This is a genomic window from Xanthobacter luteus (assembly GCF_040049235.1).
In the GTDB taxonomy this organism is placed as follows: domain Bacteria; phylum Pseudomonadota; class Alphaproteobacteria; order Rhizobiales; family Xanthobacteraceae; genus Xanthobacter.
The window spans coordinates 14,622-34,717 of sequence record NZ_JBDZDO010000003.1; the positions used below are offsets into that span (position 1 = coordinate 14,622).

The window sequence follows — 20,096 nt, forward strand, 5'->3', positions numbered from 1 at the left end:
AAAGGAGACGTAGGATGGGACGATTGAGCGGCAAGGTCGCGCTGGTCACCGGCGCGGCGCAGGGTATCGGCGCGACCTACGCGCTGGCATTGGCGCGGGAGGGCGCGAAGGTGTCCATCTCCGACATCGCCGCCCCCGAGGCGACGTGCGCCGCCGTCGAGGCCGCGGGCGGAACGGCGCTGGCGCTCCCCGCGGACGTGACCGATCCCGCCTCCGTGGAGGCCATGGTGCGCGAGACGGTGGACGCGTTCGGCAGCGCCGACATCCTGGTCAACAACGCCGCCCTGTTCGGCAATCTCGCGCTGAAGCCATTCTGGGAGATGTCCGGCGCCGAATGGGACAAGGTGATGGCCGTGAACGTGCGCGGCGTGTTCGAGTGCGCCAAGGCGGTGCTGCCCCACATGCGCGCCGCCGGCTACGGCAAGATCGTCAACGTCGCCTCGGGCACGGTGTTCAAGGGCTCGCCTTTGATGCTGCACTACGTGACCTCGAAGGGCGCCGTGGTGGCGCTCACCCGCGCGCTCGCCCGCGAAGTGGGCGGCTTCGGCATCCGCGTGAACTGCATCGCCCCCGGCCTCACCATGAGCGCCAACGTGAAGGCCAACGCCGACTGGGCGGGCGAGATCGCCGCCGCCAACATCGCCTCGCGCGCCCTGAAGCGCGAGGCCGAGCCGGAGGATCTGATCGGCACGCTGCTGTTCCTGTGCGCCGCCGACAGCGACTTCATGACCGGCCAGACGGTGGTGGTGGACGGCGGCTCGGTGATGCACTGAGGCGGGGTGGGAGAGGGCGCCGCGGCCGTCAGCCCTTCTCGCCGACCCGCTTCTGCTCGCCGAAGCCCTGGGCCTCCAGGAACAGGTGCACCCGGTTCTGGAATTCCTCGGTGCGGCCGGCGGCCAGCAGCGCGCAGAAGTCCGCGCAGGCGTCGCACACCGCGTCCACCCAGCCCCTTTCGGACTTGGCGAAGTCGCCCAGCACGTAGGGCATCACCATCTGCTTGTCGCCGGGGTGGCCGATGCCCAGGCGCACGCGCCAATAGTCGTTGCCGCACTGGGCGGTGATGGACCTGAGGCCGTTGTGCCCGGCATTCCCGCCGCCCTTCTTGAGGCGCACCTTGGCGGGCGGCAGGTCCAACTCGTCGTGGAACACGAACACCCGGTCGAGCGGGATCTTGTAGAAGCGCATGGCCTCGGAGACCGCGCGCCCGCTCTCGTTCATGTAGGTCTCGGGGAACAAAGCGATCGCCTTCTCGCCGGCGATCTCGCCTTCCGCCGCCATGGACTGGAAGCGGCGCCGGAGCGGGCCGAGGCGGTGGCGGCGGCACACGGCGTCGAGGGCCATGAAGCCCACATTGTGCCGGTTGCCGGCATATTTCGGCCCGGGATTGCCGAGCCCTGCGAGCAGGAACACGGGGCGACGGGCCTCCGGTCGGACAGGGAAAGGGCGGCCCGGGCGCCGCCGTCCTCACGGCCGCCAGGCCGTGAACGGCCGGCCGGGCGATCCACCCGGCCGGGACTGCGCGCGGTTTCGGCCGCTCAGGCCTTGGGCTCTTCCTTGGCCGCGTCGTCGGTCTCGGCCTCCTTGAGGCCCGAGGGGGCGACGATGGTGCCGAGCGTGTCGTCGCCGTGGCCGGCCCAGGTGACGCCCGCCGGCAGCTTGAGGCCGGACAGGTGGAAGCTGTCGCCGAAGCCGGCGCCGGTGAGGTCCACCTCGACCGCGTCCGGAATGGATTCCGCCGGGCACTCGAGCTCCACCGTGTGGGCCACCACGTTGAGGGTGCCGCCGCCCTTGAGCGCGGGAGACGCCTCCTGCTTGACGAAGTGGACCGGCACCTCGACGGTGACCGTGGCGCCCTTGGAGACGCGCAGGAAGTCCACGTGCAGGGGATAGTCCTTCACCGGGTCGAGCTGGTAGTCGCGCGGGATCACCCGGTGCTTGGTCCCGTCCACGTCCACCTCGAACAGGGTGGTCAGGAAGTGGCCGGAATAGATGATCTTGTTGATCTCGATGTGGTTCAGCGAGATGGCGACCGGGTCCTGCTTCTCGCCGTAGATCACGGCGGGCACGCGCCCGGCACGGCGCTCGGCACGGGCGGCCCCCTTGCCGACCCGCGGGCGCGCCACTGCCTTCAGTTCCTTGATGGCGGTCATGGCACTCGTCCTAACGTTGAAATAGTTTTAAAAGGGAATCGCGACCGCATACGCGGCCGCAGACCACCCGCTTGCCGGCACGCCTCCAGGGGGGCGCATGCCGGCGCGCGGGAAGGCGCGCTTATAACGGCGTATCTGCGCGCATGCAACAACAGCCGGCCTTCGGGGGACGCACATGGGGCGGCGCTGGTGTGTCGTGGCGGTTGTCGCCCTAATGGTTGCAAGTGGACCTCTTGGGGCACAAGGCGATCCCGGCCAGGGCGCGGCGGCCAAAGCCCATGCCGACAAGCTCGCCAAGGCCAATGCCCGCATCGCCGTGTGGGATCTTCCGGAGATCGATTTCCTGCCGGACGACGAATTCGGCCGCCTGGCCCGCCTCGGTCGCTCCATCGTGCTGGCGACGCCGCGCCATATCGGTCCGGATGCCGCCGATCCGGCGGGGCGCTTCGCCGGCAACAATCTCGCCTGCGGCAATTGCCATCTCAACGCCGGCACCAAGAAGTTCGGTTTGCCTCTGATCGCCGCCTCGGTGGACTACCCCGCTTATTCCGGCCGCTCGGGGGCTTCCGCGACCATCGAGGATCGGCTCAATTCCTGCATGATGCGGTCCATGAACGGGCGCGCCATGCCGGACGACGCTGTGCCCATGAAGGCGCTGGTGGCCTATCTGAAAGTGCTTTCCGGCGCGCTGCCGGAAGGGGCGAAGATCGTCGGCGCGGGCGCCGGGGCGATCCCAGAACTCAAGCGCCCGGCCGACCCGAAGCGCGGCGCCAAGGTGTTCGCGCGCAACTGCGTCTTCTGCCATGGGGCGGACGGGCAGGGGATCCGGCGCAACGTGGCGGACGCCTCGTTCGGCTACGGAGTGCCACCCTTGTGGGGCCCGGACAGCTTCAACCAGGGCGCGGGCATGAACCGCCTCATCACCGCGGCGAACTTCGTGCACGACAACATGCCGAACGGCGCCAGCTGGATCATGCCCGTGCTGGCGCCCGCGGACGCCTGGGACGTGGCCGCCTTCGTGGTGTCCCAGCCCCGCCCGGCGCTCGCCGGGGTCGACAAGGACTTTCCCGACCTGCTGTCGAAGCCGGTGGACACCTCCTACGGCCCGTATGCGGACGGCTTTCCCGCCACCCAGCACAAATACGGCCCGTTCGCGCCGATCCGCGCCGCCATCGCGCGGCTCAAGGCGGAGAAGGGCCGCGTGCCGAACCCAAACGACAAATGAGCGAGGGTTGACCCAGCCAGAGGGGCCCGGTTCGGCCCGCCTATCGCGGCGTGTCCGAGCTGCAGCTCTTGGGCGTCGACTGGCCGAACCAGTTGCCGCATTTATCGCAGCCGGACAGGCCGAGCGCGAGCGCGGCGATCACGGCCATCCTGAACATCGCGCGCATGGGCTTCCCCGTTCGGCCGGTCTGTCGATGACGGCCGAACCATAGCTTGCCTGGCGGCGAAGAAAAGCCCCGCCGCCCTTCTTCCCCGCGGCCAAGGGGCCGCACCGGCATGCCCGCGGCGTGCCGACCTGCATCATGGGTCACAGGAAGCTCTGCGGGTCCACGTCGATGGCGACCCGCACGTTGCCCGTGGGACGCGGCGCCACCGCGCGCCAGGCCCGGAGGTAGGCGGAGAGGTCGAAGGCGCGCGGCGACCGGGCGAGCAGCCGCCAGCGGTGCCGCCCGCGCAGCACCGCGAGCGGGGCTTCCGCCGGGCCGAGGATGCGCACCTCGGGCGAGATCGGCGCCGAGGCGGCGAGCCGGCGGGCGTGCGCCTCGGCCGCGATCGCCTCGCTCGCCGACACGACGAGGCTCGCCATGCGGCCGAACGGCGGCAGCATGGCCTCCTGCCGGGCGGCGATCTCGCTCTCGTAGAAGGCGGCCCGGTCGCCCTTCACCAGAGCGCGCATCACCGGATGCTCGGGCATGTGGGTCTGGACGAAGCCGCGTCCCTCCGCCGCGCCGCGGCCGGCGCGTCCGGCCACCTGGTGCACCAGCTGGAAGGTGCGCTCGGCGGCGCGCGGATCGCCATGGCCGAGGCCGACGTCGGCGTCCACCACGCCCACGAGGGCAAGGCCGGGAAAGTTGTGGCCCTTGGCGACGAGCTGGGTGCCCACCACCACGTCCACCTCGCCCTTCGCCACCGCGTCGAGCTCGGCCCGCATGCGCTCGACGCCGCCCAGAAGGTCCGAGGAGAGCACCAGGGTGCGCGCCTGCGGGAACAGGGCGTCCACCTCCTCCTGCAGGCGCTCGACGCCGGGGCCGACGGGGATGAGCGAATCCTTCTCGCCGCAGGCCGGACAGGCCTCGGGAACCGGCGCCTGGTAGCCGCAATGGTGGCAGGTGAGGCGGCGGCGGAAGCGGTGCTCCACCAGCCAGGCGGCGCAGGACGGACAGCGCATGCGGTGCCCGCAGGCGCGGCACAGCGTCAGCGGCGCATAGCCGCGGCGGTTGAGGAACAGCAGCGCCTGGCCGCCCGCTTCCAGGGTATCGTTGATCTCCGCCTCCAGGCGCGGGGCGATCCAGCGGCCACGCGGCGGGCCTTCCTTCCTGAGGTCGATGGGGGTGAGCGCCGGCACCTTGGCGCCGCCGAAGCGCAGCGGCAGCGCGAGCCGGTTGTAGCGCCCGCGCCGGGCATTCACCTCGGTCTCGATGGAGGGCGTCGCCGAGGCGAGCAGAATGGGGCACGCGCAGAGCCGCGCCCGCACGACCGCCATGTCGCGGGCGTGGTAGGCGACGCCGTCCTCCTGCTTGTAAGCGGGGTCGTGCTCCTCGTCGACGATGACGAGGCCGAGGTCGCGGAACGGCAGGAACAGCGCCGAGCGCGCGCCCGCCACCACCTTCACCGCGCCCGAGGCCACCTCGTTGAGGATGCGCGCACGCCGGCGCGTGGAGACGCCCGAATGCCATTCCGCCGGCTTGACGCCGAAGCGGGCGGTAAAGCGCTCCAGGAATGCCTGGGTGAGCGCGATCTCCGGCAGCAGGATCAGCGCCTGTCGGCCCTGCCGGATCGCTTGCGCCACCGCCTCGAAATAGACCTCGGTCTTGCCCGAGCCGGTGACCCCGTCGAGCAGGTGCACCGCGAACGCCCGCTCCGCGACCGCGGCGCGCAGCACCGCCGCCGCCGCTTCCTGCGCCTCGGACAGCGCCACGGCCGCATGGTCCGGGTCGGGCGGGTAGGCGGCCGGCTCGGGCGGCAGGACCACGGCCTCCAGCGCGCCGTCGTCGACGAGGCCGTCCACCACGGAGGGGGAGACGCCGGCCTCGCGCGCCGCCTCGCTTTTGCCGCGCACGAAGCCGTCGGAAACCAGCGCCAGCAGCCGCTCGCGCGCTGCCGTCATGCGCTCGGGCCGGGCGCCGGTGGCGCGCACGCCGACGCGCTCGCGCCCCGCCCCCGGCGCCTCGCCATGGCGCAGCGCCATGCGCAGCACCATGCCGCGCGGCGCCAGCGTGTAGTCCGCCATCCAGTCGATCAGCCTGATGAGGTCGGGCGGCAGCGGCACGTAATCGAGCTTCGCCCTCACCGCCTTGAGCTTGGCGGTGTCCACCACCGGCGGCGGCCCGGCGGGCGGCCACACCACGCCGATCACGCTCCTGGTGCCGAGCGGCACATGCACGAGGTCCCCGGGCGACACCTCCATCCCCTCGGGCAGGAGGTAGGAATAGGCGGCGTCGAGGCCGAGGGGGAGCAGGACGTCGACGGTGCGCGGGCTCATGGGCGTCTTTTGGTCCGAGCGCGCGGAAAGGTCAAAGCGGGAGCGGCGAGGAGGTTTGACGACGGATCCCGCGCCGCCGAAGCTGGAGGCGGGCCGGAGCAGGACGGACGTGGGAACCGGATGGACATGGGTGGGGCTCGCGCTGGCGCTGCTGGGCCCCGGCGCCATCGCGCTGCTGTGGGGCAAGGCGACGGGAGCCCAGGCGGTCACGTCGGCTCGGGCAAGCGCGCCGTGGCTCGCGGCGTTCGCATTGCTGGTGGCCGCCGTCGCGGGGATCGCCCGCTGCGGCGAGGACCTTGGCTGGGCGGCGCTGGGCTTCGCCGGGACGTCCGTCTGGTCGGTCCCTCTCGGCGGCCTGCTCGCCCTGTTCTTCATCCTCGTGTTCGGGCCTCTGGCGGGACGTGCGCTGGCGGCGAGCGGCCTCGGCGGGTTCGAGCCCGGCCAGCGCGCGCTCGCCGGGCTGCCGACGTGGTATCTCGCAATGACGGTGGTGGTGGTCGCCGCCGGCGAGGAATGGCTCTATCGCGGCTATGCCATCGGCCGCCTCGAAGCCTTGACCGGCAGCGCGGCGCTGGCCGGCCTCCTGTCGCTTGCCGCCTTCGTCGCCGCCCATCTGCCGTTGTGGGGCCTGGGTGCGGCGCTCTCGACCGTCGTTTCCGGCGGCATCCTGACGGCGGTCTTCCTGCTCTGGCGCGACGTGTCGCTCCTTATCGTGGCCCATGTCGCGACCGACCTCTGCGGTCTGCTCGCCGCGCCCAAGCCCCGTGGTCCTGCCCGGCCATGAGCCCGCCCTTGCGTGCGCACCGATGGGTGCCTAGCTTGGGGCGCCGCCGCGTCCGACGGAGCCCCGCATGGTTTCTTCCCCGATTGACGCCGGCCGCGGCGGGAAACCCGACGATCGCGGGCGCGCCCCCCGCACGCTGCTGAAGGCCGGTGCCGTCATGGCCACCGCGCCCGAGGGCGACGCACAGGCTGCGGGCCCGGTCCGCAAGATCGCGCTGGAGGAGCATTTCACGACGCCCGAGCTGGAACGCCGGTATGTCGCGCGCCCCACCCGCAGCGACGCGCTGTTCGCCGACATCGAGCGCCGGCTGGCGGATTTCGGCAGCCTGCGGCTCGAGACCATGGACCAGGCCGGGATCGACCTGTGCGTGCTCTCCGTCACCACGCCCGGTGTCCAGGCGGAGACGGACACGGCCGCCGCCATCCGCCTCGCGCGCCAGGCCAACGACAGGCTCGCCGCCGAGGTCGCCCGGCAGCCGAAGCGCTATGCCGGCTTCGCCCACCTGCCGATGCAGAATCCGGCGGAGGCCGCGGACGAGCTGGAGCGCTGCGTGCGCGACCTCCGCTTCAAGGGCGCGCTCATCAACGGCCAGACCGGCGACCGCCGACACCGCGAGCCATGCGCTGCGGCTGGTGTTCGCCGGCACCTTCAAGCGCTTTCCCAACGTGCAGGTGATCCTGGGCCACATGGGCGAGACCCTGCCTTACCTGCTTTGGCGCTTCGACAGCCGTTGGCAGTGCTGGCTGGGCGAGACGCTGGCGACGGATGAGCTGCCCTCGACGATCGTCACGCGCCATTTCGCCGTCACCACCTCCGGCGTCTGCGACCCCGGCGCGCTCACCGCCGCCATCGGCGCCATGGGCGAGGACCGGGTGATGTTCTCCGTCGACTATCCCTACGAGGACACGGCGACCGCCGCCCGGTTCATCGAGACCGCGCCGCTTTCGCCGGACGTGCGGGCGAAGGTCTGTCACGGCAATGCCGAGCGCATCCTGAAGCTGTGAGGGCGCCGCCCTTGCGTTCGCGCCGCCGCCCGTCTACCTCCAGCCTATGAAATTCCTCGATCAGGCCAAGGTCTATGTGCGCTCCGGTGACGGCGGCGCGGGGTGCGTCTCGTTCCGGCGCGAGAAGTTCATCGAGTTCGGCGGTCCCGACGGCGGCGACGGCGGGCGTGGCGGCGACGTGTGGATCGAGTGTGTGGACGGCCTCAACACGCTCATCGACTACCGCTACCAGCAGCATTTCAAGGCCAAGAAGGGCGACCACGGCAAGGGCGCCAACCGCACCGGCGCCCGCGGCGCCGACGTGGTGCTGAAAGTGCCGGCCGGCACCCAGGTGCTCGACGAGGACGAGGAGACCCTCCTCGCCGACCTCACCGAGGTGGGCCAGCGCATCAAGCTGCTGGAAGGCGGCAATGGCGGCTTCGGCAACGCCCAGTTCAAGACCTCCACCAACCAGGCCCCCCGCCGCGCCAATCCCGGCCTCGAAGGCCAGGAGCGGTGGATCTGGCTGCGCCTGAAGCTGATCGCCGATGCAGGTCTCATCGGCCTGCCCAATGCCGGCAAGTCCACTTTCCTTGCCGCCACCACGGCGGCCAAGCCCAAGATCGCCGATTATCCCTTCACCACCCTGCATCCCGGCCTCGGCGTGGTGCGAGTGGACGGGCGCGAGTTCGTGCTGGCCGACATTCCCGGCCTGATCGAGGGCGCGCACGAGGGCGTCGGCATCGGCGACCGCTTCCTCGGCCATGTGGAGCGCTGCCGCGCGCTGCTGCATCTGGTGGACGGCACCTCCGAGCATGCCGGCAAGGCCTACAAGACTGTTCGCGCCGAGCTCGCCGCCTATGGCAACGGCCTCGACGAGAAGCCGGAGATCGTCGCCCTCTCCAAGGTGGATGCCCTCTCCCCCGAGCTGCTCAAGCAGCAGAAGGAACGTCTCCAGCGGGCGGCGAAGAAGAAACCGCTGCTCCTCTCCGCCCAGTCCGGCCAGGGGGTGCAGGAGGCGCTGCGCGCGCTGCTCACGGTGATCGGCGCCCAGCGCGGCGCCGAGGCCGAGGCGCTGAGGGCGCCCGAGCCGTGGCGCCCCTGAGCGCGCCGCGCCCGCCGCGGCGGGAAGATCGGCCCGCCCGGGGCCTTGGCCCGGTGATGAAAAAGCGCGTCTGCCGCCCCGCAGGTCGCCCGGGGCGATCGGGGCGGATCGCGCTTCAGCTCGGCACGAGACCTCCCACGACGGCGGCCTTCCCGCCGGTATCCCTCGACCGAGCGCCCCCGATGGGGCGCTAGCCGGCGCTGCGCCCGCACGTCCTCACGCCCAGCAGCACATAGGCCGGGCAGAAGCGGAACACCGCGGTCAGCAGCATGCCGAGCCCCCAGGCACCGATCAGCCAGGCCCAGTTGCCGAGCCCGGCCAGCGCCGGCACCGACGGCGCGATGAAGGGCACCAGCATCAGAACGATGCCGGCGACGAAGCGCAGGATGCGATCGATACCGCCCACATTGGCCATGACCCACCTCCTTGAAGATTGGCCCGGACCCTTCCTCCAGGAACCCGCGCCAGTTTACATTCAATGTTTTTAATGTGGCGCGAAGTCAATGCGGGAGTTTCCCCAATGGCACCGTGTCGCGGGCCGGCGGCCTTCAGGCCCCCGGCCCGGCGTCGCGCGATCCGGCGAACGGATTTAATTTGCCGGTGAATCCGCCTGCGACTTCACTTAAGAGAGCAGCGGGCGCGCGCCCGCTTCATTGCCGAGAGAAGATTGCTCCGCCCATGATCCCCGTCACCGTTTTCAAGGACCGCACCGTCGCCCTTTTCGGGCTGGGCGGCTCCGGCATTCCCACCGCTTTGGCCCTGATCGCCGGCGGCGCCCGCGTCGTCGCCTATGACGATGCCGAGCGTTCCCGCCTCAAGGCCGGGGAGGAGGGGATTCTGGTCCAGGACCTGCGCACCATCGATTGGAGCGCGGTGGACGCGCTGGTGCTTTCGCCCGGCGTGCCGCTGACCCATCCCGAGCCCCATTGGGCGGTGCGGCTCGCCCGCAATGCCGGCGTCGAGGTGATCGGCGACATCGAGCTGTTCTGCCGCGAGCGGCAGGTGAGCGCGCGCCGCTCGCCCTTCGTCGCCATCACCGGCACCAACGGCAAGTCCACCACAACCGCGCTGATCGCCCACCTTTTGCGCACCGCCGGCCGCGACGTGCAGATGGGCGGCAATATCGGCACCGCCATCCTGTCGCTGGCGCCGCCGAAGCCGGGACGGGTGCATGTGATCGAATGCTCGTCCTACCAGATCGACCTGGCGCCCGGCCTCGATCCCACGGTGGGCGTGCAGCTGAACCTCACCCCGGACCATCTCGACCGGCACGGCACCTTGGAGAACTACGCGGCGGTGAAGGAGCACCTCGTCACCGGGGTCGAGCGCGGCGGCACGGCGGTGATCGGCGTCGACGACGACTTCTCCGCCGCCATGGCCGACCGGGCCGAGCGCGCCGGCACCCACGTGGTGCGCGTTTCGGTGCGCCGGCCGCTGGCGGACGGCATCTGGCGCGAGGGCGAGACGCTGGTGGTGTCCGAGGGCGGAGCGGAGCGCTTCCGCCTGCCGCTCGGCGGCATCGGCGCGCTGCGCGGCGCGCACAACGCCCAGAACGCGGCGGCGGCGTTCGCGGCGGTGCGCGCCTTGGGCCTCGCGCCCGAGGTCATCGCCGTGGCCATGAAGCGTTTCCCCGGCCTCGCCCACCGCATGGAAGAGGTGGGCCGCAAGGGCGACGTGCTGTTCGTCAACGACAGCAAGGCCACCAATGCGGACGCCGCCGAGCGGGCCCTGCTGAGCTTCGAGGACATCTTCTGGATTCTCGGCGGCAAGCCCAAGGCCGGCGGCATCGATCCGCTCGCGCCCCATTTCGCGCGGGTGCGCAAGGCCTATCTCATCGGCGAGGCGGCGCCGGATTTCGCCGCCGCGCTGGGCGGCGCGGTGCCGCACGAGATCGTCGGCACGCTCGACAACGCGGTCGCGGCGGCGGCGCGGGACGCGGAGGCCTCAAACCTCGCCCACCCGGTCGTGCTGCTCTCGCCCGCCTGCGCCAGCTTCGACCAGTATCCCAACTTCGAGGTCCGGGGCGACGCGTTCCGCGACCTCGTCACCGCGCTGCCCGGCGTGACGGCGAACCCGAAATCCACCGCGCCCGTCGCGCAAACCGAGCCGGCGCGTGGCGGCCCGCCCCACGGGATGCCGCCGCACGGCTTGGGCGGGAATGCCGGCGGTCATCCGGGAGGCAAGCCGCCGTTCGCCCGGTGAGGTATCGAGTTGGGCGCCTTCCGCCTCAGGCGGCCGAGACGGTGACGTCGATATTGCCGCGCGTCGCCTTCGAATAGGGGCAACCCTGGTGCGCCGCCTCGAGCAGCGCCTGCATCGCCGCCTGGTCCTGGCCCGGGATGCGGCCAGAGATCTTCACCGCCAGCGCGTAGCCGTCCTCCACCTTGCCGAGGCTCGCCTCGACCGTGACTTCCGCTTCGGCGGCGTCCACCCCCTGCTTCTTCGCCACCGCCTCCAGCGCGCTGCCGAAGCAGGCCGCATAGCCGGCCGCGAACAGGTGCTCGGGCGTGGTCTTGCCCGGCTCCATGGCGCCGTTCTTGGGCGAGCCGAGATCGACGGAGACCGAGCCGTCGGAGGTCTGCGAATGGCCGCGGCGCCCGCCTTTGGCGGTGGCCACGGCGGTGAAGAGGGTCTCGAACGGCATGGGACGTCTCCGGGTTGGGCCGCTCTTGGCGGGCCTATGGGCACGGCGGTCCGGGCGCCTGCCGGCGCCGGACGGTTGAACGTAGAACTGCGCGGGGCGCAGGGCGTTCCTGTCCGCCCGGCCTTGTGGATCGGGTTCGCCCGTTCTACCTGTGCCCCGCAACAGACGGAGACACCGGATGGCCGACGACGCGACCGTGAGCGCCCTGTTCCCGCCCCTCGTGCCCGGCCTCTCGGCCTTCGCGGACGATTACGACCTCATCCTGTGCGACGTATGGGGCGTGGTGCATAACGGCATCACCGCCTTCCCGGCGGCGGCGGACGCGCTCACCCGGGCGCGCGCCGGCGGGCGTACGGTGCTGCTGGTCTCCAATGCGCCGAGGCCGAACCCGTTCATCGTCGCCATGCTGGACAAGCTGAACGTGCCGCGCGCCGCCTATGACGACGTGGTCACGTCCGGCGACGTGACGCGTGCGCTGATCGCGGCGCGGCCGGGGGTGAAGGTGTTCCATCTCGGCCCGCCGCGCGACATCGGCACCTTCGACGGGCTCGACATGGTCAAGGTCCCCATGGAAGAGGCGGACCTGACGGTCTGCACCGGCCTGCTCGACGACGAGGTGGAGACCCCCGACGACTACGCCGACTTGCTCGCGCGCATGAAGGCGCGCGCCTTGCCCTTCATCTGCGCCAATCCGGACCTCGTGGTGGAGCGCGGCGCCAAGCTGGTCTATTGCGCCGGCGCCATCGCCAAGGCCTATGAGGACCTGGGCGGAAAGACCGTGTTCTGCGGCAAGCCCTATCCGGCCATCTACCAGGCGGCGCTCGCGAAGGCGGCGGAGCTGCGCGGCGCGCCGGTGGCGCCCGCCCGGGTGCTCGGCATCGGTGACGCGCTGCGCACCGACATCGCCGGCGCCAACGATGCCGGCTTCGACAGCCTGTTCATCGCCAGCGGCATCCATGCCGGCGAATTGAACGCGGTGGACGGGCAGGTGCCGGACGAGGCCTCGCTGTCGGCCCTGTTCGACGGCCACGCCCATCCGCGCGGGGTGATGGCGCGCCTCGCCTGGTGAGGCGCCGCCGCGCGCGGCGGGCCGTCCGGTAGGCCCGCCTCGCTCAGCCTCCCCCTTACTCAAAGGCGGAGAACGCGTTATCCGATGCTTGCGACGCAAGCCGACCGGCGCGGGCTCCGCAGCCATCGCCCCCGGGACACCACCGCCGGCCGGCTTGCGCGTTCGAAGGACCCGAGGCCGCCGCGCTCATGCAGATGTCACCGCACGAACCCTTCACCGTCCTGCGCGACGCCGACCCGCTGCCGGCGCGCCTCGCCCGGCCGGTGCTCGCCATCGGCAATTTCGACGGCGTGCATCGCGGCCACCGCGCGGTTATCGACGCGGCGCGCGCTTTGGCCCGGGACCAAAGGGTGGCGGCGCTGGCGCTCACCTTCGAGCCGCATCCGCGCACCTTCTTCTCGCCCAAGACCGCGCCCTTCCGCCTGACCCCGGAGCCGGAGAAGCTCACCCAGCTGGCGCAGGCCGGCCTCGACGGCGCCATCGTGCTCGGCTTTAACGCCGCGCTGGCGGCGGTGGAAGCGGAGGCCTTCGTCGCCGACATCCTGATCGGCCGCTACGGGGTGAGCGGGGTGGTGGTGGGCTTCGACTTCCATTTCGGCCGCGCCCGCGCCGGCTCGCCCGCCTTCCTGATGGCCTCCGGCGCCCGCCACGGCTTCAAGGTGGAGGTGGTGGAGCCCATGCGCGACGAGGGCGACCCGATCTCCTCCACGGCGATCCGCAACGCGCTCGCCGCCGGCCAGGTGGGGCATGCGGCGCACATGCTGGGCCGGCCGTTCGGCTTCACCGCGCGGGTGATCCACGGCGACAAGCGCGGGCGGGAGCTCGGCTTTCCCACCGCCAACCTGGAGCTGCCCGACGGCGCCGAGCTCGCCTTCGGCGTCTATGCGGTGCGCGCCCGTCACGGCGCGCGGCGGCTCGACGGGGTGGCGAGCTACGGGCGGCGCCCCACCTTCGACAATGGCCGGCCGCTGTTCGAGGTGCACCTGTTCGACTTTTCCGGCGATCTCTACGGCGCGGAGCTGAAGGTGGAGCTCGCCGCTTATCTGCGGCCGGAGCTGAAATTCGACGGCATCGCGCCGCTGATCGCCCAGATGCACGTGGACGCGGCCCAGGCCCGCGCGGTGCTCTCGGGCGCCGCCGGATGACCCGATCATCCCCGGTCTGTGGGTGCCGTTAGGGAAGGCGGACGGCGCGGCGGCGGCGGGGGAAATCCCGGCGGTTAGCCGCGCCTTAACCGTCCCGCGCCATGCTGGAGCCTGAGAGACGTGCCTTCGCCCAAGGCCCGCAAGGGCCGGGACAGGCACGAGAGCGCGACCCCCCGCGCGCGGCGAAGCGTCCCGGCGCCCCGCCGCGCGTGGATCCGGCTCGAGAGAGGCCAGAAGCTTGCCCCATGCCGTGCCGCCGGCGGCACCCGCCGAGGACCGCCGCTCCCCGTTCGTTCGCCTGGCCGAGCTGCTCGCGCCGGTGGCGCCCGGCCGCGCGCCTTTGAGCGCGGCGGTGGGCGAGCCGCAGCACGCCATGCCGCCCTTCGTCGGCGACGTGCTGGCCCGCTCGCTCGCCGGCTTCGGGCGCTATCCACGCGCCGAGGGCACCAAAGCGTTCCGCGCCGCCGCCGCGGGCTGGCTCTCCCGCCGCTACGCTTTGGCCCGTCCGGTGGACGCCGAGCGCGAGGTGCTGGTTCTGAACGGCTCGCGCGAGGGCCTGTTCTCCGCCGCCATCGTCGCCCGGCGCCTCGCCGACGCGCGCCGCGACTTCGGCGGCCGTCGCCCGGCCATGCTGCTGCCGAACCCGTTTTATGCCGCGTACGCGGCCGGCGCCGAGGCGGCGGGCTGCGAGGCGGTGATCCTGCCGACCACCATGGACAGCGGCTGGCTGCCCGACCTTGCGGCGCTGACCCCCGAACTGATGGCCCGCACGGTGGCCATCTTCATCGCCTCCCCCGCCAATCCCCAGGGCGCCATCGCCTCGCCCGCTTATCTCGCCGAGCTGCTGCGGGCGTGCCGCGCGCACGGCGCCTATCTGTTCTCCGATGAGTGCTATTCGGAGGTCTATCTCGGCGCCGAGAAGCCGGCCGGCATCCTGGAGGTGGCGGGCAACGACGTTACCGGCGCGCTCGCCTTCAACTCGCTCTCCAAGCGCTCCTCGCTGCCGGGCCTGCGCTGCGGCTTCGTCGCCGGCGACGCGGATTTCCTCAAAGCCTTCCTCGCCTTCCGCTGGGTGGCGGCGCCCCAGGTGCCCGAGCCGCTCCAGGAGGTGGGCGTCGCGGCGCTCGCCGACGAGGCGCACGTGATCGCCTCGCGCGACCTCTACAAGGCCAAGTTCGACCTCGCCGACCGCATGCTGGACGGGCGCTTTTCCTATAAGCGGCCCGGCGGCGGCTTCTTCCTGTGGCTCGACGTCTCCGCCGCCGGCGGCGGCGAGGCGGCGGCGCTGAAGCTCTGGCGCGACGAGGGCCTGCGCGTGGTGCCGGGCGGCTATCTCGCCCGGCGCGACCTCACCGGGGCCAACCCCTGCGACGCTTATGTCCGCGTCGCGCTGGTGCAAGATCTCGCCGCCTGCGAGGAGGTGCTCGCCCGCCTCCTCGCCGGCCTCGCCTGAAGGAGAGCAAGACCCATGGCCCGCCGCCCCGCCGCCGACGCCGTGATGCACTCGCGCCTGGAGGGCCGCGCCGACCCGCTCCACGTGCCGCACCTCGGCTTCATCCCGGACGGGCTGAAGCAGGCCGTGCGCCGCCGCAGCCGGGAGATCATCGGTGCGCTGCTGCTCGCCGTCGGGCTCTTCGCCATGGTGTCGCTCGTCACCTGGTCGGCCAGCGATCCGAGCCTGTCCAACGCCACCGGTGGGGCGGTGAAGAACCTGCTGGGTCGGCCCGGCGCGGTGGTGGCCGACATGCTGATGCAGCTCTTCGGCCTCGCCTGCCTCGCCCTCGTCGCGCCGCTGCTGACGTGGGGCTGGCGCATGCTCACCCACCGTCCGTTCAGCCGCGCGCGCCTGCGCCTCGCCGCCTGGACCTTGGGCGTGATCGGCCTCACCGCCTTCCTCGCCGCCATCCCGCGCTTCGGCGCCTGGCCGACGCCGACCGGCCTCGGCGGGGTGATCGGCGACCTGTTCCCGCGCGCCGCTGCGGTGCTGCGCGGCGGCTGGGGCGACCCCCTGGACGGCTTCTTCATCGCCGGTGCCGGGCTCGCCGTGGCGCTCGCCGGGCTGTTCTTCGCTCTGAGCGGCGGCCGGCGCACGCCGCTCTCCGCCGGCGGCGCGCCCGACGAGGAGGAGGATGGGGACGACGGCACCTCGATCTCGCTCGGCGCCATCACCCACACCTTCCTGTCGCTGAAGGCGCGCCTGTTTCCGGGCCGCCGGTTGCCGCGCGTCGCCATCGGCGGGGTGGGCGCCTTCGCCCGGGAGATGTTCGCGTCCGAGCGGCCGGCCAACGACGCCAAGGGCCGGGTCGAGCCGAGCCTCGCCGGCCGCCGCGGCGCCCCGCCGGAGCCGGAGGACGAGGCCGCCGACGGCCTGGCCTACGACGCGGCGCCGCCGCCGCGGTCCGGCGTGCCGGACTTCGATGCGCCCCGCGCGGGGGCGGCCCGCGCCGCGCCGCGCCGCCCGGCGGGGCCGCCCCCGCGCGACCCGCCCAAGGGCCGCCGCGGCGGCGGCTACCAGCATCCCGCGCTCGATCTGCTCGCCGCCCCGCCGCCCACCAAGGCCCCCGCCATGAGCCCGGAGGCGCTCAGGGAGACCGCCAACCTGCTCGAAGGCACGCTTCAGGATTTCGGCGTGCGCGGCGAGATCGGCCAGGTGCGGCCGGGCCCGGTGGTCACGCTCTACGAGCTGGAGCCGGCGCCGGGCATCAAGTCGTCGCGCGTCATCGGCCTCGCCGACGACATCGCCCGCTCCATGAGCGCCATCTCCGCCCGCGTGGCCGTGGTGCCGGGGCGCAACGCGATCGGCATCGAATTGCCCAACGCCCGGCGCGAGAAGGTGCTGCTGCGCGAGCTGCTCGCCACCCGCGACTTCGGCGACAGTGGCCACAAGCTCGCCATCGCGCTCGGCAAGACCATCGGCGGCGAGCCGGTGATCGTCGACCTCGCCCGCATGCCGCATCTGCTGGTGGCCGGCACCACCGGCTCCGGCAAGTCGGTCGCCATCAACACCATGATCCTGTCGCTGCTCTACCGCCTGAAGCCGGAGCAGTGCCGCCTCATCATGGTCGATCCGAAGATGCTCGAGCTGTCGGTCTATGACGGCATCCCGCATCTCCTCGCCCCGGTGGTCACCGATCCCAAGAAGGCGGTGGTGGCGCTGAAATGGGCGGTGCGGGAGATGGAGGACCGCTACAAGAAGATGTCCAAGCTCGGCGTGCGCAACATCGACGGCTTCAACGCCCGCGTGCGCGAATCCATGGAGAAGGGCGAGACCGTCTCGCGCACCGTGCAGACCGGCTTCGACCACGAGACCGGGGAGGCCATCTACGAAAGCGAGGAGATGGACCTCAAGCCTTTGCCCTACATCGTCGTGATCGTCGACGAGATGGCCGATCTGATGCTGGTGGCGGGCAAGGACATCGAGGGCGCGATCCAGCGCCTCGCCCAGATGGCGCGCGCCGCCGGCATCCACCTGGTGATGGCGACCCAGCGTCCCTCGGTGGACGTCATCACCGGCACCATCAAGGCCAATTTCCCGACCCGCATCTCGTTCCAGGTGACGTCGAAGATCGACAGCCGCACCATCCTCGGCGAGATGGGCGCCGAGCAGCTGCTGGGCCAGGGCGACATGCTCCACATGGCCGGCGGCGGGCGCATCTCCCGCGTGCACGGCCCGTTCGTCGCCGACGAGGAGGTGGAGAGCGTGGTCCGGCACCTCAAGGCCCAGGGCGTGCCCGATTATGTGGAGGCGGTCACCGCCGAGCTCGACGAGGACAGCGGGGACGAAGACGGCGCGGTGTTCGACAAGGGATCGTTCGGGGAGGAGGGCCAGGACCTCTATTCCCAGGCGGTCGCCGTGGTGCTGCGCGACAAGAAGTGCTCTACCTCCTATATCCAGCGCCGGCTCCAGATCGGCTACAACCGCGCCGCCTCGCTGGTGGAGCGGATGGAGAAGGAGGGCGTGGTGGGCGCCCCCAACCATGCCGGCAAGCGGGAGATCCTGCTGCCGGACGAGGCGGCGGAATAGCCGCCCGCGGCCGGCCGGGGGGCCGCTTGCGGCCGCGAGATCGCGCTTGCATCCCCTGGCGGCGGGCCACAGGATCGCCACAGGCCACCGCTACGGGGAACGGTCGGCCCTCGACGGCCGCACGCTTCCGTGTCAGAGAAACCGATCATGCTGCTCCGCATTCTTTCTCCGCTCGCCTTCGCCTTCGGGCTGGCGGCCGGCTCCGTCGCCATGGCGCAGGGCCTGCTGCCGCCGGGCGACGTGCCGCGCGGCCAAAGCGCGGCGCAGGCCCAGCCGGTGCAAGGCCAGCCGATGCAGGTGCTGCCGGCGCAGATGCAGCCGGGCGCGCAGGCGCAGGCGGCGCAGCCCCCCGCCACGGCGCCGCTGCCGCCGAAGAAGCCAGCCCCGCCGGCCCTGGCCGGACCCCCCCGCACCCTGCCCCCCGCCCCGGCGCCGGACGGGCGCGCCCAGCGCGCCACGGTCGACCGGGTGAACGCCTATTACAATTCCATCCAATCGCTCACCGGCACCTTCACCCAGGTGGACCCGGACGGCAGCCGCCGCACCGGCGACTTCTACATGCAGAAGCCCGGCCGGGTGCGCTTCGAATACGATCCGCCGAGCCCGATCGAGCTGATCGCCAACGGCCAGTCGGTGGCGGTGCGCGACCGCACGCTCAACACCCAGGACATCACGCCGCTGGACCAGACGCCGCTGCGCTTCCTCCTGGCCGAGCGCATCGACCTCGCCAACGACCCGCACGTCACCGGCATCTACCAGGACGACCACTTCGTCTCGGTGGTGATCGAGGAGAAGGTGCCCATGATCGGCACCTACCGTCTGCTGATCCTGTTCGATGCCAAGGACTACACGCTGAGGCAGTGGATCGTCACCGATCCCCAGGGCTACGACACCCAGGTGTCGATCTCGAACCTCAAGCCCAACGGCCGGCCCGATCCGAAGCTGTTCGTGATCAATTTCGAACGCATGCTCCAGTAGGCGCGGCGGCGGGCCGGCGCCCGCGTCCCTTGAGGCCTCCATTGGACGCCGCCGCGCCGCTCGCCTAGCATGGGCGCCCCTCAACGGCCGCGGGGACCGCGCATGCCCGCCCAGGGCCAGGACCTGCCGAAGGACAGCCCGCGCGCCGGCGCCCGCGCGCTCGGCGGCGAAGCCTCGTCCGTGATCCCCGGCGCCGCGCCGGCGGAGGCCGACCAGGCGTGGATCGCCGTCATCCGCAAGATGGACGAGACCTACGCCGAGCTGGTCAGCCAGCAGGTGGAGCTCGAGGCCAAGAACGACGCGCTGGAGGAGGCCCAGGGCTTCATCGCCGGCCTCGTCGGCGCCATGACCGACCTGCTGATCGCCTGCGACCTCTCGGGCCGGGTGGAGCAGGTGAACCGCGCCGCCGAGCGCGCCTTCGGCGTCACCGCGGACGACCTGGTCGGCCGGCCGCTCGCCGATCTCATCGACCGCTCCTCCCGCGCCACCGCCCAGGACGTGCTCGCCACCATGGCGAGCCGGCGCCGTATCGTCGACAGCGAGTTCACCTTCGCCACCCCCGAGGGGCCCGAGCAGGTGGCGGTGAACGGCGCGCTGCGCTTCGACACGCGCGGGCGCGCGGTGGGCATCGTGCTGGTGGGACGCCCGCTGGGCGAGCTCAGGCGCGCTTATTCCGACCTCGCCGCCGCCCACGAGCACCTCAAGCACACCCAGCAGCAATTGGTGCATGCGGAGAAGATGGCCTCCCTCGGCCGCCTGGTGGCCGGCGTCGCCCACGAGTTGAACAACCCGATCTCCTTCGTCTACGGCAACGCCCACGCCCTGAAGCGCCATGCCGACCGCCTCGTCGCCTATCTCGACCAGGTGCATGCCGGGGCGGACCAGGCCGCGCTCGCCGCAGCGCGCGCGGCGCTGCGCATCGACCGCACCCGTGCCGACCTCGCCCCCACCCTCGCCGGCATGCTGGAGGGCGCCGAGCGGGTGCGCGACATCGTCGCCGATTTGCGCCGCTTCTCCTCCGACCAGCGCGAGGCGCCGAGCCCGTTCGACCTCGCCGCCGTGGTGCGCACGGCGGTGGACTGGGTGGCGAAGTCGCAGATGCCGGACCTGGCCATCGCCATCGATCTGCCCGAGCCGTTCGAGAGCGTCGGCCATCCCGGCCACATCCACCAGGTGATGATGAACCTGGTGCAGAACGCGGTGGACGCCATGGAAGGCCGCCCGGGCGCCCGCCTGGAGATCACCGGGACGAGCGCGCAAGGCCGCGCCCGGGTCACCGTGCGCGACACCGGGCCGGGCATCGCCGACGCGGTGCTCGGCCGGGTGTTCGACCCGTTCTTCACCACCAAGCCGGTGGGCAAGGGCACCGGGCTCGGCCTGTCCATCTGCTACCGCATCGTCGCCGAGCATCAGGGCGCGCTCGACGCCGCCAACCATCCCGAGGGCGGCGCGGTGATGACGCTGACCCTGCCGGCCCCGCCCGCGGAGGCGAAGGAATGAACCCGGCG

Annotated in this window: 17 protein-coding genes and 1 pseudogene; 12 read left to right on the top strand and 6 right to left on the bottom strand. The window is 71.9% G+C overall.

Features of this window, described 5'->3' with window-relative positions:
* Positions 1-14 precede the first annotated feature (14 nt).
* A complete protein-coding gene (locus tag ABLE88_RS11075) occupies positions 15-773 on the top strand; it encodes an SDR family NAD(P)-dependent oxidoreductase (RefSeq protein ID WP_348831683.1) in 759 nt (252 codons plus the stop codon).
* A 28-nt stretch (positions 774-801) separates the two neighbouring features.
* Here ABLE88_RS11075 and pth read toward each other — a convergent pair whose 3' ends face one another.
* Both pth and ABLE88_RS11085 read right to left on the bottom strand, forming a co-directional pair.
* The gene (gene pth, locus ABLE88_RS11080) at positions 802-1,410 is read right to left on the bottom strand and encodes an aminoacyl-tRNA hydrolase (RefSeq protein ID WP_348831684.1); all 609 of its coding nucleotides are present in this window, start codon (positions 1,408-1,410) and stop codon (positions 802-804) included.
* Between the two features lie 125 nt (positions 1,411-1,535).
* The gene (locus ABLE88_RS11085; RefSeq protein WP_348831686.1) at positions 1,536-2,150 is read right to left on the bottom strand and encodes a 50S ribosomal protein L25/general stress protein Ctc; all 615 of its coding nucleotides are present in this window, start codon (positions 2,148-2,150) and stop codon (positions 1,536-1,538) included.
* Positions 2,151-2,364: 214 nt separating this feature from the next.
* Between ABLE88_RS11085 and ABLE88_RS11090 the strand changes: the two genes are divergently transcribed.
* Positions 2,365-3,375: a c-type cytochrome gene (locus ABLE88_RS11090; protein ID WP_348831687.1), complete on the top strand. Its 1,011-nt coding sequence runs from the start codon at positions 2,365-2,367 to the stop codon at positions 3,373-3,375.
* A gap of 40 nt (positions 3,376-3,415) precedes the next feature.
* On the opposite strand, the gene ABLE88_RS11095 is transcribed toward ABLE88_RS11090, so the two are convergent.
* Together ABLE88_RS11095 and ABLE88_RS11100 are read right to left on the bottom strand one after the other, a co-directional pair.
* Positions 3,416-3,541, bottom strand: coding sequence for a hypothetical protein (locus tag ABLE88_RS11095; RefSeq protein WP_348831689.1), 126 nt, complete (start codon positions 3,539-3,541; stop codon positions 3,416-3,418).
* A gap of 140 nt (positions 3,542-3,681) precedes the next feature.
* Entirely contained in the window at positions 3,682-5,856 is a 2,175-nt protein-coding gene (locus tag ABLE88_RS11100; RefSeq protein ID WP_348831691.1) for a primosomal protein N', read from the bottom strand.
* Positions 5,857-5,911: 55 nt separating this feature from the next.
* Between ABLE88_RS11100 and ABLE88_RS11105 the strand changes: the two genes are divergently transcribed.
* The 3 genes and pseudogenes from ABLE88_RS11105 to obgE all read left to right on the top strand — a co-directional run bounded on the left by ABLE88_RS11105 (position 5,912) and on the right by obgE (position 8,728).
* A complete protein-coding gene (locus ABLE88_RS11105; protein ID WP_348831693.1) occupies positions 5,912-6,640 on the top strand; it encodes a CPBP family intramembrane glutamic endopeptidase in 729 nt (242 codons plus the stop codon).
* Between the two features lie 340 nt (positions 6,641-6,980).
* Positions 6,981-7,644: pseudogene (locus ABLE88_RS11110) on the top strand (amidohydrolase family protein).
* Between the two features lie 46 nt (positions 7,645-7,690).
* Positions 7,691-8,728 (top strand): GTPase ObgE, encoded by a 1,038-nt coding sequence (gene obgE, locus ABLE88_RS11115; protein ID WP_348831695.1) that lies wholly within the window; start codon positions 7,691-7,693, stop codon positions 8,726-8,728.
* Between the two features lie 190 nt (positions 8,729-8,918).
* Here obgE and ABLE88_RS11120 read toward each other — a convergent pair whose 3' ends face one another.
* Positions 8,919-9,143, bottom strand: a complete 225-nt coding sequence (locus ABLE88_RS11120) for a YgaP family membrane protein (protein WP_348831697.1) — start codon at positions 9,141-9,143, stop codon at positions 8,919-8,921.
* Between the two features lie 263 nt (positions 9,144-9,406).
* Between ABLE88_RS11120 and murD the strand changes: the two genes are divergently transcribed.
* Positions 9,407-10,930 (top strand): UDP-N-acetylmuramoyl-L-alanine--D-glutamate ligase, encoded by a 1,524-nt coding sequence (gene murD / locus ABLE88_RS11125; protein WP_348831699.1) that lies wholly within the window; start codon positions 9,407-9,409, stop codon positions 10,928-10,930.
* A 25-nt stretch (positions 10,931-10,955) separates the two neighbouring features.
* On the opposite strand, the gene ABLE88_RS11130 is transcribed toward murD, so the two are convergent.
* The gene (locus ABLE88_RS11130; protein WP_348831700.1) at positions 10,956-11,372 is read right to left on the bottom strand and encodes an Ohr family peroxiredoxin; all 417 of its coding nucleotides are present in this window, start codon (positions 11,370-11,372) and stop codon (positions 10,956-10,958) included.
* Between the two features lie 178 nt (positions 11,373-11,550).
* On the opposite strand from ABLE88_RS11130, the gene ABLE88_RS11135 reads away from it, so the two are divergent.
* The 6 genes from ABLE88_RS11135 (at position 11,551) to ABLE88_RS11160 (ending at position 20,088) form a co-directional block, all read left to right on the top strand.
* Positions 11,551-12,441 carry a TIGR01459 family HAD-type hydrolase gene (locus ABLE88_RS11135; protein ID WP_348831702.1) on the top strand — a complete coding sequence of 297 codons (891 nt, stop codon included), beginning with the start codon at positions 11,551-11,553 and terminating at the stop codon, positions 12,439-12,441.
* Between the two features lie 194 nt (positions 12,442-12,635).
* Positions 12,636-13,586, top strand: coding sequence for a bifunctional riboflavin kinase/FAD synthetase (locus ABLE88_RS11140; protein ID WP_348831704.1), 951 nt, complete (start codon positions 12,636-12,638; stop codon positions 13,584-13,586).
* A 238-nt stretch (positions 13,587-13,824) separates the two neighbouring features.
* Positions 13,825-15,039, top strand: coding sequence for an aminotransferase class I/II-fold pyridoxal phosphate-dependent enzyme (locus tag ABLE88_RS11145; RefSeq protein WP_348831706.1), 1,215 nt, complete (start codon positions 13,825-13,827; stop codon positions 15,037-15,039).
* Between the two features lie 45 nt (positions 15,040-15,084).
* A complete protein-coding gene (locus ABLE88_RS11150) occupies positions 15,085-17,610 on the top strand; it encodes a DNA translocase FtsK (RefSeq protein WP_348832178.1) in 2,526 nt (841 codons plus the stop codon).
* A gap of 147 nt (positions 17,611-17,757) precedes the next feature.
* Positions 17,758-18,588, top strand: a complete 831-nt coding sequence (locus tag ABLE88_RS11155) for a LolA family protein (RefSeq protein WP_348831707.1) — start codon at positions 17,758-17,760, stop codon at positions 18,586-18,588.
* A gap of 102 nt (positions 18,589-18,690) precedes the next feature.
* Complete coding sequence (locus ABLE88_RS11160; RefSeq protein ID WP_348831709.1) at positions 18,691-20,088, top strand: sensor histidine kinase; 1,398 nt, start codon at positions 18,691-18,693, stop codon at positions 20,086-20,088.
* Positions 20,089-20,096: the final 8 nt, after the last annotated feature.

What these genes read in the sequence shown, in the direction of transcription:
- ABLE88_RS11075 (WP_348831683.1), top strand. Translation starts at nt 15, where the DNA reads ATGGGACGATTGAGCGGCAAGGTCGCGCTGGTCACCGGCGCGGCGCAG.
- ABLE88_RS11085 (WP_348831686.1), bottom strand. Translation starts at nt 2,150, where the DNA reads ATGACCGCCATCAAGGAACTGAAGGCAGTGGCGCGCCCGCGGGTCGGC.
- ABLE88_RS11090 (WP_348831687.1), top strand. Translation starts at nt 2,365, where the DNA reads ATGGTTGCAAGTGGACCTCTTGGGGCACAAGGCGATCCCGGCCAGGGC.
- ABLE88_RS11095 (WP_348831689.1), bottom strand. Translation starts at nt 3,541, where the DNA reads ATGCGCGCGATGTTCAGGATGGCCGTGATCGCCGCGCTCGCGCTCGGC.
- ABLE88_RS11100 (WP_348831691.1), bottom strand. Translation starts at nt 5,856, where the DNA reads ATGAGCCCGCGCACCGTCGACGTCCTGCTCCCCCTCGGCCTCGACGCC.
- obgE (WP_348831695.1), top strand. Translation starts at nt 7,691, where the DNA reads ATGAAATTCCTCGATCAGGCCAAGGTCTATGTGCGCTCCGGTGACGGC.
- ABLE88_RS11120 (WP_348831697.1), bottom strand. Translation starts at nt 9,143, where the DNA reads ATGGCCAATGTGGGCGGTATCGATCGCATCCTGCGCTTCGTCGCCGGC.
- murD (WP_348831699.1), top strand. Translation starts at nt 9,407, where the DNA reads ATGATCCCCGTCACCGTTTTCAAGGACCGCACCGTCGCCCTTTTCGGG.
- ABLE88_RS11130 (WP_348831700.1), bottom strand. Translation starts at nt 11,372, where the DNA reads ATGCCGTTCGAGACCCTCTTCACCGCCGTGGCCACCGCCAAAGGCGGG.
- ABLE88_RS11135 (WP_348831702.1), top strand. Translation starts at nt 11,551, where the DNA reads ATGGCCGACGACGCGACCGTGAGCGCCCTGTTCCCGCCCCTCGTGCCC.
- ABLE88_RS11140 (WP_348831704.1), top strand. Translation starts at nt 12,636, where the DNA reads ATGTCACCGCACGAACCCTTCACCGTCCTGCGCGACGCCGACCCGCTG.
- ABLE88_RS11150 (WP_348832178.1), top strand. Translation starts at nt 15,085, where the DNA reads ATGCACTCGCGCCTGGAGGGCCGCGCCGACCCGCTCCACGTGCCGCAC.
- ABLE88_RS11155 (WP_348831707.1), top strand. Translation starts at nt 17,758, where the DNA reads ATGCTGCTCCGCATTCTTTCTCCGCTCGCCTTCGCCTTCGGGCTGGCG.
- ABLE88_RS11160 (WP_348831709.1), top strand. Translation starts at nt 18,691, where the DNA reads ATGCCCGCCCAGGGCCAGGACCTGCCGAAGGACAGCCCGCGCGCCGGC.